Annotated in this window: 14 protein-coding genes; 4 read left to right on the plus strand and 10 right to left on the minus strand. The window is 73.9% G+C overall.

The window, feature by feature from the left end; all coding sequences use genetic code 11:
* Positions 1-31: 31 nt before the first annotated feature.
* Complete coding sequence (locus ACQPZO_RS27480; protein ID WP_433344782.1) at positions 32-268, minus strand: flavin reductase; 237 nt, start codon at positions 266-268, stop codon at positions 32-34.
* A 643-nt stretch (positions 269-911) separates the two neighbouring features.
* On the opposite strand from ACQPZO_RS27480, the gene ACQPZO_RS27485 reads away from it, so the two are divergent.
* Both ACQPZO_RS27485 and ACQPZO_RS27490 read left to right on the plus strand, forming a co-directional pair.
* Positions 912-1097 (plus strand): hypothetical protein, encoded by a 186-nt coding sequence (locus ACQPZO_RS27485; RefSeq protein ID WP_433344783.1) that lies wholly within the window; start codon positions 912-914, stop codon positions 1095-1097.
* A 724-nt stretch (positions 1098-1821) separates the two neighbouring features.
* Positions 1822-2793, plus strand: coding sequence for an IS481 family transposase (locus tag ACQPZO_RS27490; protein ID WP_433344784.1), 972 nt, complete (start codon positions 1822-1824; stop codon positions 2791-2793).
* Here ACQPZO_RS27490 and ACQPZO_RS27495 read toward each other — a convergent pair.
* Genes ACQPZO_RS27495 through ACQPZO_RS27510 form a run of 4 tightly spaced genes read right to left on the minus strand, consistent with a single transcriptional unit; the run spans position 2790 to position 6673 of the window.
* Positions 2790-3374, minus strand: coding sequence for an NADH-quinone oxidoreductase subunit B (locus ACQPZO_RS27495; protein WP_433344785.1), 585 nt, complete (start codon positions 3372-3374; stop codon positions 2790-2792). The genes ACQPZO_RS27490 and ACQPZO_RS27495 overlap by 4 nt on opposite strands.
* Before the next feature lie 55 nt (positions 3375-3429).
* On the minus strand, positions 3430-4920 hold the full coding sequence (locus ACQPZO_RS27500) for a pyridoxal phosphate-dependent decarboxylase family protein (protein WP_433344786.1): 1491 nt from the start codon (positions 4918-4920) through the stop codon (positions 3430-3432).
* Positions 4917-6329 carry an MFS transporter gene (locus tag ACQPZO_RS27505; RefSeq protein ID WP_433344787.1) on the minus strand — a complete coding sequence of 471 codons (1413 nt, stop codon included), beginning with the start codon at positions 6327-6329 and terminating at the stop codon, positions 4917-4919. The genes ACQPZO_RS27500 and ACQPZO_RS27505 overlap by 4 nt, the downstream gene beginning before the upstream one ends.
* Before the next feature lie 32 nt (positions 6330-6361).
* Positions 6362-6673 (minus strand): MGMT family protein, encoded by a 312-nt coding sequence (locus tag ACQPZO_RS27510; RefSeq protein WP_396670373.1) that lies wholly within the window; start codon positions 6671-6673, stop codon positions 6362-6364.
* Positions 6674-6709: 36 nt separating this feature from the next.
* On the opposite strand from ACQPZO_RS27510, the gene proB reads away from it, so the two are divergent.
* Together proB and ACQPZO_RS27520 are read left to right on the plus strand one after the other, a co-directional pair.
* Positions 6710-7867 (plus strand): glutamate 5-kinase, encoded by a 1158-nt coding sequence (gene proB / locus ACQPZO_RS27515; protein ID WP_433344788.1) that lies wholly within the window; start codon positions 6710-6712, stop codon positions 7865-7867.
* Between the two features lie 34 nt (positions 7868-7901).
* The gene (locus ACQPZO_RS27520; RefSeq protein ID WP_433344789.1) at positions 7902-9146 is read left to right on the plus strand and encodes a glutamate-5-semialdehyde dehydrogenase; all 1245 of its coding nucleotides are present in this window, start codon (positions 7902-7904) and stop codon (positions 9144-9146) included.
* Positions 9147-9193: 47 nt separating this feature from the next.
* On the opposite strand, the gene ACQPZO_RS27525 is transcribed toward ACQPZO_RS27520, so the two are convergent.
* From ACQPZO_RS27525 to ACQPZO_RS27545, 5 genes are all read right to left on the minus strand, one after another.
* Positions 9194-9508, minus strand: coding sequence for a hypothetical protein (locus ACQPZO_RS27525; protein WP_433344790.1), 315 nt, complete (start codon positions 9506-9508; stop codon positions 9194-9196).
* Between the two features lie 128 nt (positions 9509-9636).
* A complete protein-coding gene (gene moeZ, locus ACQPZO_RS27530) occupies positions 9637-10818 on the minus strand; it encodes an adenylyltransferase/sulfurtransferase MoeZ (protein ID WP_433344791.1) in 1182 nt (393 codons plus the stop codon).
* A 109-nt stretch (positions 10819-10927) separates the two neighbouring features.
* The gene (locus tag ACQPZO_RS27535; protein ID WP_433344792.1) at positions 10928-11755 is read right to left on the minus strand and encodes a DUF3152 domain-containing protein; all 828 of its coding nucleotides are present in this window, start codon (positions 11753-11755) and stop codon (positions 10928-10930) included.
* 363 nt (positions 11756-12118) lie between these two features.
* Complete coding sequence (locus ACQPZO_RS27540; RefSeq protein WP_433344793.1) at positions 12119-12988, minus strand: DUF3152 domain-containing protein; 870 nt, start codon at positions 12986-12988, stop codon at positions 12119-12121.
* 122 nt (positions 12989-13110) lie between these two features.
* The gene (locus ACQPZO_RS27545; protein ID WP_433344794.1) at positions 13111-14085 is read right to left on the minus strand and encodes an alpha/beta fold hydrolase; all 975 of its coding nucleotides are present in this window, start codon (positions 14083-14085) and stop codon (positions 13111-13113) included.
* Positions 14086-14133: the final 48 nt, after the last annotated feature.

Genomic DNA, 14133 nt, shown 5'->3' on the forward strand with positions numbered 1-14133 from the left:
CGCAGGCTAGCCCCCGATCGCCACGGGTGGCCTACCCCCGGGCGCGTGCCCAGCCGGTGAAGCGTTCGGCCAGCCTGCCGGGCGGGACGACCTCAGCCAACTCCCGGGCCGCCTCTGTTTGCAGGGTGGCGAGGTGGCTCAGCAGGCCGGCGCGATCCTCCCGGTACTCGCCGAGCAGGCGCAGCTTGGCGGGCGAGCAGGGCCAGGCGATCCCGCACGCCCGGCAGCGCCAGGCGGGACGGCCCGGGACGTGTTCGCGGCACCTCATGCCGGCACCCGCGCACCGCGTCCGCCCCGGGCCGGGCGACGGGTCGCCGGGTGGGCAGACCGGGGGTCAGCCAGCGCAGACCGGCGCGCAGGACGAACAGCTCGCGCTTGGCGACCGCCTCCCCTCGGGTGTCCAACTCGTACGCCTCGATCCAGGTCCAGCCGTGGTACGTGTGCCGGTCTGCCAGTTCCCGAATCACCCGCACGACGATCGGGCGGACGAACTGCGGGCTCGCGGCGCGGGTCAGGTGCAGCAGATCGCCCGCCCTGATCGCGCGGGCCGTCACCAGCGGCCCCCGTTCCTAGGCCGGCACGGCGTGGACCCGTGCAGCGTGCACCCATGCGGCGTGGACCGGCGCTGGGTCGGCCGGCGCTGGGTCGGCCGGTGCGAGGTGGACCCGGTCGGTACGGACACGAAGCGAGCTGGCACGGACGCGAAGCGATCCGGGCAGGGTGCCGGCAGGCCGCATGAACAGCGACGCCAGAACGAGCGCCACGTACGGCGGTGGCGTGGGGCGAGGGGCACAGGTTTGGGTACACGCAGCGTGGGCATACAGCAACCCTGACACCTGATTGACAGGTCGTCAACCCCCCCGATGACAAGTTGCCTACCCGCGTCGTCGGAGGGTCCGCCCGTGCGAGTCATGGCGCTATCCGAGGTTGCTGCCCATCTGGGCGTCTCGCGCCAGCGCGCCGCGATCCTGGTCGACCGACCGGACTTCCCCGCCCCCATCGACACGCTCACCGTCGGCCGCATCTGGGATGCCGCCGAGGTCCGGGCGTACACCGAACGGCGCAGCCGGCGACTGGCGGACGAAGAGCCCACCTGACGCGCGACCACTCCCACTCCCACACGCCGTCGTCGCACTCCGATGTGCCGATCTTGCACTTACGGCCCCCGACAAGGGCGTTTCGCCCTCTTTACCCGGGCCATCACTGCAAGATCGCGCAAAATAGGGTGGGTGCACGGCAGGCTGTCGTGGCGTGATCGTCTGCTGATTTGTGAGACGACACGCCGGGCGAGTTCTCCAGAATCAGCAGACGATCGTGAAGTCCCCACCCCAGGGGCGGGGGCGGGAACGCCGACGCTGACCGGCCGGCAACACCGCAGCGCCCCCTTTGCGCTGCTGCCCCTGGTGCAACGCTCGCGGAGCGTGACGGTTCTGCCGACCTCTCGTGTCGGCACCCGACGCGAATCGGCTGCGCAATGCCGGTGCTGGTGCTGCGCGGCGGTGCTGGTGTTGCGGTGGCGGCAGCAGAGCAAAGGGACGGGGTGGCGTTACCCGTCTGGCATCCCGGGCGCTTGGGCGGCTGGCCCGCTGTCCCACCGCACACGCCCACCCACATCGGCCGGGGCCTGCAACAGGGTCAGGGCCTTCGCCGCAATCTGTCGATCAAGCCGCAGCTACCGCACTCACAGCCACGGCGATGGATGTCGGTACAGGCCCTAGCTGTAGTGACCATGAGCGTTGTTGACGGCGTGGCGGCTTGATATGAGGTGAGACCTCCGGCGAGGTGTGAGGTGCTGACGCCCACAACCGGACCGGAGGTCTCATGCCCCACCGTAATGCCCGTCTGACAGTGCACGGCCGGCGGCTGTTGATCGCGCGTGTCGTCGGCGAGGGCCGACCCGTGGCCCACGTCGTGAAAGAGCTGGGTTGTTCCCGCGCCACCGGCTACAAGTGGTTGGCCCGGTGGCGTGCTGAGGGAGATCAAGGACTACGGGACCGACCCAGCACCGCTCACCATCTGCCCCACAAGACTCCAGCCACGGTCGAGACAGCGATTTGTCAACTACGTCAGGACCGCAAACTCGGACCTCGCCGGATCGCGCCGCTACTCGGCATACCGGCCTCCACGGTGCACGCGGTATTGACCCGCCACGGCCTACACCGTCTGGCCTGGCTGGACCGGCCCACCGGCGAGCCGATCCGCCGCTACGAACGGGACCGGCCGGGCGAACTGATCCACGTCGACGTGAAGAAGCTCGGCCGCCTGCGCGACGGCGGCGGCTGGCGCGTCCACGGCCGCGACAGCATCGAAAGCCGCCGCGCCCGCTACGCCACCCGCGTCGGCTTCGACTACGTCCACTGCGCCATCGACGACCACAGCCGCCTCGCCTACGCCGAAATCCACCCGGACGAAAAAGCCGACACCTGCGCCAGCTTCCTCCGCCGCGCCGCCGAGCACTTCACCACCCACGGCATCACCCACATCGAACGAGTCATGACCGACAACGCCATGGCCTACCGCCGCTCACGAGCCTGGCGCGACGCCCTGGCCGACCTCAACGCCCAAGCCCGCTTCACCCGCCGCTACCGCCCACAGACCAACGGCAAAGCCGAACGCTTCAATCGCACCCTCCTCGACGAATGGGCCTACCAACAGCCCTACACCAGCAACCAACACCGCACCGACGCCCTACCAACCTGGATCCACACCTACAACCACCACCGCAACCACACCTCACTCGGCGGCAAACCACCCATCACCCGCGTCAACAACGGTGCTGGGCATTACACCTAGCCGGCCGGCGGGCGGACCGGGGGGGCGGTCAGGGACTCCACCGGGCGCGGGGGGTGCCCGCCGGTCGGTGGGGCGGGCGCGTCGGCCGGGGACGCGAGCGGGTCGGGGCGGGGGACGCCGCCGATGCCCGATTGCTCGGCGGCGATCTTCTCCTGGAGGCGCAGGATGCCGTGCAGCAGCGCCTCCGGGCGGGGCGGGCAGCCGGGCACGTAGACGTCGACGGGGATGAGCTGGTCGACGCCTTTGGTCACCGAGTACGAGTCCCAGTACGGACCGCCGCAGTTGGAGCAGGCGCCGAACGAGATGACGTACTTCGGCTCGGGCATCTGGTCGTAGAGCCGCTTGATCGCCGGGGCCATCTTGTCGGTGACCGTGCCGGAGACCACCATCAGGTCGGCCTGGCGCGGGCCGTGGGCGAACGGGATCACCCCGAGCCGCATGAAGTCGTGCCGGCCCATGCTGGTGGCGATGAACTCGATGGCGCAGCAAGCCAGGCCGAAGTTGAACACCCAGAGCGAGTAGCGGCGGCCCCAGTTCAGCACGAACCGGATCGGCTCTCCCAGCACTCCCGGCAGTTGCACGACCGCCCCCTCTCTCTTCCGCTCCAGTCAATCACAGCGGCCCGGCCGGGCCCGCTCAGTAGGTGGGGCGTTGCAGCAGGCCCACGAACTCGACCAGCAGCCGCTCCCGCAGGGCCAGCGGGGCGGCGTTGAGCAGGGCGTTCACGGTGGCATCCGGCCCGGAGCCGCCGGGGCCGGACGGCGTACCGCCGAGGCCGAGGCCGGCGGCCAGGCCGGCGACCAACTCCGGGGTCAGGGCGTCCGGGGTCAGGGTCGCGGCGAGCGCGGTCAGCTCGGCGGGCAGCTCGACCGGCCCGGCAGCCCGGGCCGCCGCGACCGCGTCGGCCAGGTCGGGGCCGAACTCCGCCACCCTGGGCGCCACCGAGGCGGTCACCGTGAGGTGCACGCTGGCCGGCAGCTCGCCGTACGTGAGCTGGGGCTGGGTGTGCCAGCCGCGCGCGGTCAGCTCGTCGACCAGCACGAACAGGTCCAACCCGGGGTCGACGGAGGTGAAGCAGACCACCGTCGACTCGGGCTCGGCCATCAGCCGCAGCCCGTCGACGCCCCGCACCGCGTCGGCGAGCCCGGCCACCGCGTCCCGGGTCGCCCCGGCCAGCCGCAGGTAGCCGTCCTCGCCGAGGTGGCGCAGGGTGGCGTACGCGGCGGCGATCGGGCCGCCCGAGCGGGTGGAGGCGATCACCGGATTGACCATGGTGTACCCGGGCCAGTCGGCGTACGCGAAGTACTGCGGGGCGCGCAGCGCCGGGTCGCGGTGCAGCAGCACCGAGACGCCCTTCGGGGCGTACGCGTACTTGTGCAGGTCGACCGAGATCGAGGTGACCCCGTCGACGGTGAAGTCGAACGGTGGCACCGGTGCGCCGAGGCGGCGCAGCCAGGGCAGGGTCCAGCCGCCGAAGCAGGCGTCCACGTGGCAGCGCACCCCGGCCGCCGCTGCCACCTCGGCGATCCCGGCGACCGGGTCGACGACGCCGTGCGCGTACGAGGGGGCGGAGCAGGCCACCAGCACGGTGTCGGGGCGGATCGCGGCGGCCACGTCGGCGGCCGACGGGCGCAGCGTGTCCGGGTCGACGGGCACCGGGTCGAGGGCCACCCGCAGGTAGTGGGCCGCCTTGGCGAACGCCGCGTGCGCGGTCGTCGGCACCGCGATCCGGGGCGAGGCGGCGTCGGGGCGGGCGTCGCGGGCCGCCTTGACGGCGAGGATCAGCGACTCGGTGCCGCCGCTGGTGACGCTGCCGACGACGTCCGGGGCGGTCGTGCCGGGGCCGCCGCCGAGCAGCCGGGCCGCCGCCCCGACCAGCGCGTTCTCCATCGCCAGCAGGGACGGGAAGGCGGTCGGGTCGAGCCCGTTGACGTGGGCGCTGCCGGCGTGGGCGGCGGCGGCCAGGTCGTCCAGCCCCGGCACGGCGGGGTCGTACACGTACGCGAACAACCGCCCCCCGTGCGTCGGCCGGTCGGCCTCGCGCAGCCCCCGGATCTCCCGGAGCACCCGCTCGGCCGGCACCCCGCGCTCCGGCAGCGCCCGGCCGGTGTCCTGGTCGTCGGTCATGGAGTGATGGTGCCCTTCTCGTGGAGGGTGGGCGTGGCGAGGAGGTCGGCCCGGGTGAGGGTGTAGTGGCGCAGGAGGAGCAGGGGCGGGGCCACCAGGAGGGCCGGCAGCAGGGTGAAGCCCAGGAGGACGCCAAGGCGGGCGGTGTCGGACTGGGCCGCCGCCGTGCCCGTGTCCGACGAGACGTAGCCGCTGAGCTGGAGGACCAGGCCGTAGATGCCCGGGCCGAGGGCGAGGCCGAAGGTCTCCCCCGCCGTCCACAGGCCGGTGAACACGCCGGCCTGCCTCCGGCCGGTGCGGGCGGTGTCGTACGCGATGCAGTCGGGCAGCATGGCCAGCGCGAAGACCTGCTGGCCGGCGTACCCGACGCCGATCACCGCGACCACCAGATAGACCGCGACGGTCGGCAGCACCGACGCGGCGACCAAGGCGGTCGCGCCGGCCGCGAGCAGCACCGACGCGGCGACCAGGGCGGCCCGCTTGCCGACCCGGGCACCGACCCGGGTCCACAGCGGCATCACCAGCAGCGCCGGGCCGACGAAGCAGGCGAACAGCACGGTCGGGCCGGTGTCCGGGTCGCGCAGCACCTGGCCGGCGAAGTAGCTGACCCCGGCCAGGATGGTGGCCACCCCGGCGGACTGGATCACGAAGCAGACCAGCAGCGCCCGGAACGGCCGGTTCCGGCCGGCGACGGCGAGCTGGGCGCGCAGGGTCGGCTCGCTCTCGCCGACCGTGCCGGTGGGCGCGCCCCGGGTACCGAGGAACGCCCCGACCGCGCCGAGCACGATCAGCCCGGCCACGAACAGGCCCATCCAGCGGTGCCCGGCGACGCCGTCGCCACCGGCGGACACCACGGCCGGGGCGACCGCGCCGGAGACCAGGATGGCCACCGCCAGCACCGCGATCCGCCAGCTCATCAGCCGGGTACGTTCCGCGTAGTCGTCGGTCAGCTCGGCCGGCATCGCCACGTACGGGACCTGGAAGAAGGCGAACGCGGTCGCGGCGGCCAGGAACGCGACGGCGACGTACCCGGCGGCGGCCGGGCCCGACCCGAACGGGCCGGCGAAGATCGCGGCGAACAGCACGCCGAGGGCGAGCCCGCCGAGGAGCAGGTACGGCCGGCGGGCGCCCCAGCGCGACCTGGTCCGGTCGGAGATCCGCCCGACGACCGGGTTGACCAGCACGTCCCACGCCTTCGGCAGGAGCACCAGCAGGGCCGCCACCCCGGCGGCGACGCCCAGGGTGTCGGTCAGGTACGGCAGGAGCAGCAGCCCGGGCACCGTGCCGAAGGCCCCGGTCGCCAGGGAGCCGAGCGCGTAGCCGAGGTGCACCCGGCGGGGCAGCCCGCCGTTCGCCCCACGAGTCGGTGCCCCGGGCGGCGTGCCAGGTTCGGCCGGCGACAGCGTCATGACGCCGAATGTTACTCACGTTATGGCCTGGGTCACATCCCCTCTTCCGGCGACCAACCCGCCGCCATGTCCACGCCCGACGGGCGCAGCGGGGCGCCCTCGGCGCGCAACCGGGCCCGCGCCTCGACCTCGTGGCCGGGCGGCAGCCGGCCGGCGGAGTTCACCACCCGATGCCACGGCACCCCGCCCCCGTGCCTGGCCATGATCGAGCCGACCAGCCGCGCCGACGCCCGCCCCGAGCGCTCGGCGAGCGCGTCGGCGACCGCGCCGTACGACATCACCCGGCCCGGCGGGATGCGCTCGACCAGCTCCAGCACCGCCTCGACGTACTCCTCCGGTGTCACGCGCGCCACTCCTCAGATGTCCCGACCGGCCAGAGTATGGGAACGGCCGCGGGGGCGGCGGGACCGACCACGCAGAATGGGCGGGTGCGCGAAGCAGTCACCTCGGCCCGGCGGATCGTCGTCAAGATCGGTTCGTCCTCGCTGACCACGGCGTCCGGCGGCCTCGACGACGCCCGGGTCGACGCGCTGGTCGACACCCTCGCCGCGCTCGCCGCCGCCGGCCGCGAGGTGGTGCTGGTCTCCTCCGGCGCGATCGCGGCCGGGCTCGCCCCGCTCGGCCTCACCCGACGCCCCCGCGACCTGGCCACCCAGCAGGCCGCGGCCAGCGTCGGCCAGGGCCTGCTGATCGGCCGGTACGCGGCCGGCTTCGCCCGGCACGGCCTGACCGTCGGGCAGGTGCTGCTCACCGTCGACGACGTGACCCGGCGGGCGCACTACCGCAACGCGTACCGGACCCTGCGCAAGCTGCTCGACCTGCGGGCCGTGCCGATCGTCAACGAGAACGACACGGTCGCCACCGAGGAGATCCGGTTCGGCGACAACGACCGGCTGGCCGCCCTGGTCGCCGCGCTGGTCCACGCCGAGCTGCTGGTGCTCCTCTCCGACGTCGACGCGCTGTGGACCGGCGACCCGGCCCGGCCGGGGTCGACCCGGATCAGCGAGGTCCGCGACGAGCGGGACCTGGCCGGCGTGCAGGTCGGCGGGGCCGGCCGGGCCGGGGTCGGCACCGGTGGCATGGTCACCAAGGTCGAGGCGGCCCGGATCGCCACCGGCTTCGGCATCCCCGTGGTGCTCACCGCCGCGCCGCTGGCCGCCGGGGCGCTGGCCGGCGAGGAGGTCGGCACCCTGTTCCACGCCGGGCGGCGGCGCCCCACCGCCCGGCTGTTCTGGCTGGCCCACGCCACCACCCCGCGCGGCCGGCTGCACCTCGACGAGGGTGCGGTCGCGGCCGTGGTGGGCCGGCGCAAGTCACTGCTGCCGGCCGGGATCACGGCCGTCGACGGGGCGTTCACCGCGGGCGACCCGGTCGACCTGGTCGACGCCGGGGGCGCACCGGTCGCCCGAGGGCTGGTCAACTACGACGCCGTCGAGCTGCCTGGCCTGCTCGGCCGGTCCACCGGCGAGCTGGCCGCGGCGCTCGGCCCGGCGTACGAACGTGAGGTCGTCCACCGCGACGATCTGGTGCTGCTGTAGGCAGGGGTCTTCCCCTACACGTGAGGAGTGCAGGATGAGCGTCGACGAGCAGGCCCGGCGGGCCCGGGGCGCGGCGGAGGCGCTGGCCGTCGCCACCCGTACCGTCAAGGACGGCGCGCTGGTCGCGATGGCCGACGCGCTGGTGGCGCGTACCCCCGAGATCCTGACCGCGAACGCGGCGGACCTGGCGGCCGGGCGCGAGGCCGGGCTGAGCGCGGCCGTGCTGGACCGGCTCGCCCTCGACGCGGGCCGGGTGGCCGGCATCGCCGACGCGCTGCGCGAGATGGCCGCGCTGCCCGACCCGGTGGGCGAGGTGGTCCGCGGCTCGACCCTGCCCAACGGCTTGGAGCTGCGCCAGGTCCGGGTGCCGTTCGGCGTGGTCGGCATCATCTACGAGGCCCGGCCCAACGTGACGGTCGACGCCGCCGGGATCTGCCTGAAGTCCGGCAACGCGGCGCTGCTGCGTGGCTCCTCCTCGGCGGCGAACTCCAACGCCGCACTGGTCGCGGTGCTCCGCGACGCCGTCGCCGACGCGGGCCTCCCCGCGGACGCGGTGCAACTGCTCGACGCCACCTCCCGCGACTCGGTCAAGGAGCTGATGCGCGCCCGGGGCCTGGTCGATGTGCTGATCCCGCGCGGGGGCGCGTCGCTGATCCGCACCGTGGTGGAGGAGTCGACGGTCCCGGTGATCGAGACGGGGGTGGGCAACTGCCACGTGTACGTCGATGCCGCCGCCGACCTGGCCAAGGCCGTCGCGATCACCCTCAACGCCAAGACCCAGCGCCTGTCCACCTGCAACACCGCCGAGTCACTGCTGGTGCACGCCGGGATCGCGGACGCGTTCCTGCCGGCGGTGCTGGCCGCGTTCGCCGAGGCCGGGGTGACCGTGCACGGCTCCCCCGAGGTGGCCGCGCACTCCGACGCGGTGGTGCCCGCCACCGACGAGGACTACGCCACCGAGTACCTGTCGGCCGACATCTCGGTCGCCGTCGTCGATTCCCTCGACGCGGCGGTCGCGCACATCCGCCGGTACGGCAGCGGCCACACCGAGGCGATCGTCACCGACTCGCAGTCGGCGGCCCGGGAGTTCGTGGCCCGGGTGGACGCGGCGGCGGTGATGGTGAACGCCTCGACCCGGTTCACCGACGGCGGCGAGTTCGGCTTCGGCGCGGAGATCGGCATCTCGACGCAGAAGCTGCACGCCCGGGGCCCGATGGGCCTGCCCGAGCTGACCAGCACCAAGTACGTCGTCACCGGCGACGGCCACCTGCGGGGGTAGGCACGGGCACCGGGGCAACGCCCACGGTTCCCCTCCCACCCCGCCAGTCAGCGACGGCGGCGACCCGACCGGCGGGGCTTCTCGCGCTGGCCGCGGGGGCGTCGCCGGCCCGGCGTGCCCCCGGCCGGCGGCAGCGCCCCCTCGCCCCAGAACCGCAGCGCCACCAGCGGGGCGGCGACCACCAGGAAAACCAGTAGCTGGAACCAGGCGTACTCCAGCAGCTCCACGTCCCAGGTCTGCCAGACCACCAGCAGGACGACGGCGAGCACCGCGAACACCACGAACATGAACAGGCCGCCGTACCGGCCGACGAACCGCCGGAAGCTCCCGCCGGGGGCGGCGGGCGGGTCAGCGGCAGGCACGGAGGGCCGCCGGGGTGGTGTGCACGTCGCCACGCTACCGACGTAAACGCGATTCCACCTCGGACAGCCGGCCGGGCGACAGGAACGGGCAGGGGCCCCTTCCGTCGGGAAGGGGCCCTGCGTCAGGCTCAGTACGCGGGGAGCGAGGGATCGATCTGCTTGATCCAGGACAGCACGCCGCCCTGGACGTGCACCGCGTCGCGGAAGCCGGCCGACTTGAGCGCGGCGAGCGCCTCGGCGGACCGGACGCCGGACTTGCAGTGCAGCACGATCTGCTTGTCCTGCGGCAGCTTCACCAGCGCCTCGCCGGAGATGATCTCGCCCTTGGGGATCAGCGTCGAGCCGGGGATCCGGACGATCTCGTACTCGGCGGGCTCGCGGACGTCGACCAGGAAGATGTCCTTGCCGGCGTCCTGCCACTCCTTGAGCTCGGCGGCGGTGATGGTGGCGTCGACGATCGCCTCCTGGGCCTCCTCGGAGACCGCGCCGCAGAAGTCCTCGTAGTCCTCCAGCAGGTCGGTGACCGTCGGGTTGTCGCCGCAGAGCACGCAGTTCGGGTCCTTCCGGACCTTGATCTTGCGGTACTCCATCTCCAGGGCGTCGTAGACCATCAGCCGGCCGACCAGCGGCTCCCCGATGCCGGCGAGCAGCTTGATCGCCTCGTTGACCTGGATCGAGCCGATCGACGCGCAGAGCACGCCGAGGACGCCGCCCTCGGCGCAGGACGGGACCATGCCGGGCGGCGGGGGCTCCGGGTAGAGGCACCGGTAGCAGGGCCCGTGCTCGGCCCAGAACACCGACGCCTGGCCGTCGAAGCGGTAGATCGAGCCCCAGACGTACGGCTTGCCGAGCAGCACCGCCGCGTCGTTGACCAGGTACCGGGTGGCGAAGTTGTCGGTGCCGTCCACGATCAGGTCGTAAGCGGAGAAGATCTCGCGGACGTTGTCCCGGTCCAGCGCGGTGTTGTGGATCTCCACGTTGACCAGCGGGTTGATCTCGCGGATCGACGCGGCGGCGGACTCGGCCTTGGACCGGCCGATGTCTGAGACGCCGTGGATGATCTGCCGCTGGAGGTTCGACTCGTCGACGGTGTCGAAGTCGATGATGCCGAGCGTCCCGACGCCTGCGGCAGCCAGGTACATCAGGGCCGGCGAGCCGAGGCCGCCGGCGCCCACGCAGAGCACCCGGGCGTTCTTCAGTCGCTTCTGCCCCTCCACCCCGACGTCGGGAATGATCAGGTGGCGGGAGTAGCGACGGATCTCGTCAACGGTCAGCTCGGCGGCGGGCTCGACGAGCGGGGGCAACGGCACGGTGGACTCCCCGGGATCGGCGGTGGGAACCGCGCCATTGTTGCTCGCCGCGACCGGCTTCGGCCATGAGCAGGGCCACGTCGCCCGACATGCGGGAGCGGGAATATCTTCAGACGCCCGGAATCAGCTCCCCGGCGTACCGGTTTCCGTCGAGGTAGGGCCAGGCGTTGGCGACGCAGCCGTCCAGGCCGTACGTCTGCTGCTGCATCACCGGCGCGGCCTCGCCGGGCCCGGGGCAGGCCTCGTGCAGCTCGCCGAACTCGTGCCCGACCTCGTGGTTGACCACGTAGCTGCGGTAGACCGCCAGCGGCGCGCCGTAGTCCGGGACCGCCTCCATCCAGCGGGCCAGATTGATGATCACCTGGCCCGGGAGCCGGCAGGAGGTGTACCGCTCGGTGCTCAACCCGCCGAGCGCGCACATCCGCTCGGAGGTGACCGGGGTGGCCAGGTAGACGGTGAAGTCGGCGTCGGCTGCCTCGGCCACCCGCTGCACCCGCAGTTCCCCGGAGGCGATCCAGCTCCGCGGGTCGCCGAGCGTCTCGTCGACGGTGGCCGCGAAGGCATCCGCGTCCTGGCCGGTGCCCTGCTCGACGAGCACCTGGTAGCGGCGCACCGGGCCGTCCACGCCCCGGACCGGAGTCTGGCCCGCCGCCGGGGCGAACCGGCCGGGGCCGCTGCTCGGCCAGCCGACCGGCGCGGCCGGGCCGTCCGGAGCGCCCTGGTCGGCCGCGCCGCCGCCGGGCAGGGCCCACCTTTCGCCGGTGCCGGCGGGGTCGGCCGGCGATCCGCCGCTGAGGACCAGGGTCGCCGCCGCGACGAGCACCACCAGTCCGGCGAGGCCGCCGAGCAGCGTACGTGGGCGGAGCCGCCGCGCCCGGCGCCCGTCAGGACACGGACGGGAGGGGCGGAGCGGCCCGGAAGGGGACGCCGATGTCATGCCACCAGCCTGCCAGACCAGTCGGGCATTCCCGGGCATTTGCCACAGCCGCCATGAAAGGCCCTCGCATTGCGAGCCTCACGTGCCGCCCCGGGAGCCGGCCCGCGCCGCCCGGTCGACGGCCGCCCGGGTCAGAGCGAGGGGCGGGGTCAGAGCGAGGGGCGGGGTCAGAGCGAGGGGCGGGGTCAGAGCGAGGGGCGGGGTCAGAGCGAGGGGCGGGGTCAGAGCGAGGGGCGGGGTCAGAGCGAGGGGCGGGGTCAGAGCGAGGGGCGGGGTCAGAGCGAGGGGCGGGGTCAGAGCGAGGGGCGGGGTCAGAGCGAGGGGCGGGGTCAGAGCGAGGGGCGGGTCAGAGCGGCGGGCCGGTCAGAGCGGCGGGCCGGAATGCCGGCGGCCGGCCAGGTACGGCCACGGGTTGGCCACGCACCCCCGCAGGAACAGGGTCTGCTGCATCATCACCGGCGCGGGCCGGCCCTGCTTCGGGCAGCGCTCGTGGTGGTGCCCGAGCTCGTGCCCGACCTCGTGGTTCACCACGTACGTCCGGTAGACCGACAGCGGCACGCCGGCCGACACGAAGTGCGGCACCGAACTCCGCCACCGGTCCAGGTTGATGATCACCTTTCCGGACGCCCGGCAGGAGGTGTACGGCCGGCCGCCCACCCGGATGTCGACGCCGCCCGCCGCGCACATCCGTCCCGCGGTGCGCGCCGTGGCCAGGTGGACCGTGAAGTCGTGCCGGGCCCCGCCCGGCACCCGCTGCAACCGCAGCCGGCCGCCGTCCACCCAGCTCCCCGGCCCGGCCAGCGCCTCCTGCACCGCCGTGCCGAACGCCCGCGCGTCCTCGTCCGTCTCCGGCTCCACCGCCACCCGGTAGCGGCGCAGCCGGCCGGACGTGCCGAGCACCTCGCCGGCCCGGTCGTCGTACCGGAAACCGCCCCGGCCGGCCGACGGCACCGGGCCGGGCAGCCGCAGCACCGGCGACGCGGAAACGTCGGAGGGCGGCGCGGCCGGGTGGGGGGACACCTGCCCGGAAGAAGCGACGGCCGGGCCGAACAGGCCGGCCGGGCCGGAGGGGTTGGCCGAGCGGAAGGGGTCGGCCGAGCGGAAGGGGTCGGCCGGGGCTGCCGTCAGGGGCGGCGCTGGCTGGCCCAGGGCCGCCTCCGCCACCCCCGCCGCGGACCGCCCCACCTGGCCGGTCGACGGCCGGCCGGCCAGCCCAGCCAGCCCGGCCAACACGCACACGGTGAGCGTGACCAGCGAAAGAGCCGTCCGCCACCGGCGACCGGCGGGGCGTGTGAGGAGAGCCGCCGGGAGGCTCGCGCGAGGAGCCCGGCGGGAGAGGAATCGGGGCATCCCGGTCAGCCTGCCACGTCGCGGCGGGCCGCGGTGTCCTCCGTTTCGGTGAGGAGCCCGAGCACCGCCCGGGCCACCGTGCGGGGCACCTCCATCTGGGCCACGTGCCCCACCCCGTCGAGCATCAGCAGCCGGCTGTCCGGGATCACCCGGGCAGCCTGCGGCGCAACCCGCACGTCGACCAGCCGGTCGTGGGAACCGCCGATCACCAGCGTCGGCGCGGGCACCGCCGCGGCCATCCGCCACAGCGACTCCGACCCCCGCAGGTACGAGCGCAGGAAGCTGGACACCAGCCCCCGGAAGGTGCGCACGTACGCGGCGGCGTGGTGCTCGACGTGGTGACGCGCCCGGATCTCCTCCAGCGCCTCCCGCCGACGCTGCTCGCTGATCCGGGTCAGGTCGGCCACGGAGGACTCCATCATCTGCCGCTCCATCGCCTCGGGGGCCACCCGGGCCAACTGCCAGCCGACGAGGCGTTCCCCCCGGGGAACGGCCAGCACCGGCAGCATCCGGCCCTGCAACGACCGGCGGAAGTCGAGGAAGGGCAACGCCGGGGAGACCAGCGTCAGGGTGCGCACCAGATCGGGGCGCAGCGCCGCGACCCGCACCGAGATCGCCCCGCCCAGCGAGTTGCCGAGCAGGTGCACCGGCCCTCGGTCGGCGTGCTCGATCAGGCGGACCAACCGGTCGGCGAAGGCGGGGATCGTGTACTGACGCCCCGGCTCGCTGCGCCCGAACCCGGGCAGGTCGATCGCCTGGCCGTCGAGGCGGTCGGCGAGCAGCCCGGCCAGGTCGGTCCAGTTCTGCGACGAACCGCCGAGACCGTGCACGTAGAGCGCCGGCTCCGCGCCGGGGGCGGTGGGCGGGGTGTCCCGGACGTAGGTGACCGAGCCGTCGAGGCGCACCTCCCGGCCGGGCCACGGCGGCGGGGCCTCATGCCCGGGTAGGAGGTGGTCCGGCCCGAGGGTGGCGCGTTTCATGGCTCAATTCTGCCCGGCCCAGCACCCGGCGGCAGCGGGCCGGGGTGT

It is taken from the genome of Micromonospora sp. CA-111912 (assembly GCF_050948415.1).
In the GTDB taxonomy this organism is placed as follows: Bacteria; Actinomycetota; Actinomycetes; order Mycobacteriales; family Micromonosporaceae; genus Micromonospora.

Bases quoted from the DNA above. Each gene is read 5' to 3' on its own strand.
- ACQPZO_RS27480 (WP_433344782.1), bottom strand. From the start codon at position 268: ATGAGGTGCCGCGAACACGTCCCGGGCCGTCCCGCCTGGCGCTGCCGG.
- ACQPZO_RS27485 (WP_433344783.1), top strand. From the start codon at position 912: ATGGCGCTATCCGAGGTTGCTGCCCATCTGGGCGTCTCGCGCCAGCGC.
- ACQPZO_RS27490 (WP_433344784.1), top strand. From the start codon at position 1,822: ATGCCCCACCGTAATGCCCGTCTGACAGTGCACGGCCGGCGGCTGTTG.
- ACQPZO_RS27500 (WP_433344786.1), bottom strand. From the start codon at position 4,920: ATGACCGACGACCAGGACACCGGCCGGGCGCTGCCGGAGCGCGGGGTG.
- ACQPZO_RS27505 (WP_433344787.1), bottom strand. From the start codon at position 6,329: ATGACGCTGTCGCCGGCCGAACCTGGCACGCCGCCCGGGGCACCGACT.
- proB (WP_433344788.1), top strand. From the start codon at position 6,710: ATGGGAACGGCCGCGGGGGCGGCGGGACCGACCACGCAGAATGGGCGG.
- ACQPZO_RS27520 (WP_433344789.1), top strand. From the start codon at position 7,902: ATGAGCGTCGACGAGCAGGCCCGGCGGGCCCGGGGCGCGGCGGAGGCG.
- ACQPZO_RS27535 (WP_433344792.1), bottom strand. From the start codon at position 11,755: ATGACATCGGCGTCCCCTTCCGGGCCGCTCCGCCCCTCCCGTCCGTGT.
- ACQPZO_RS27545 (WP_433344794.1), bottom strand. From the start codon at position 14,085: ATGAAACGCGCCACCCTCGGGCCGGACCACCTCCTACCCGGGCATGAG.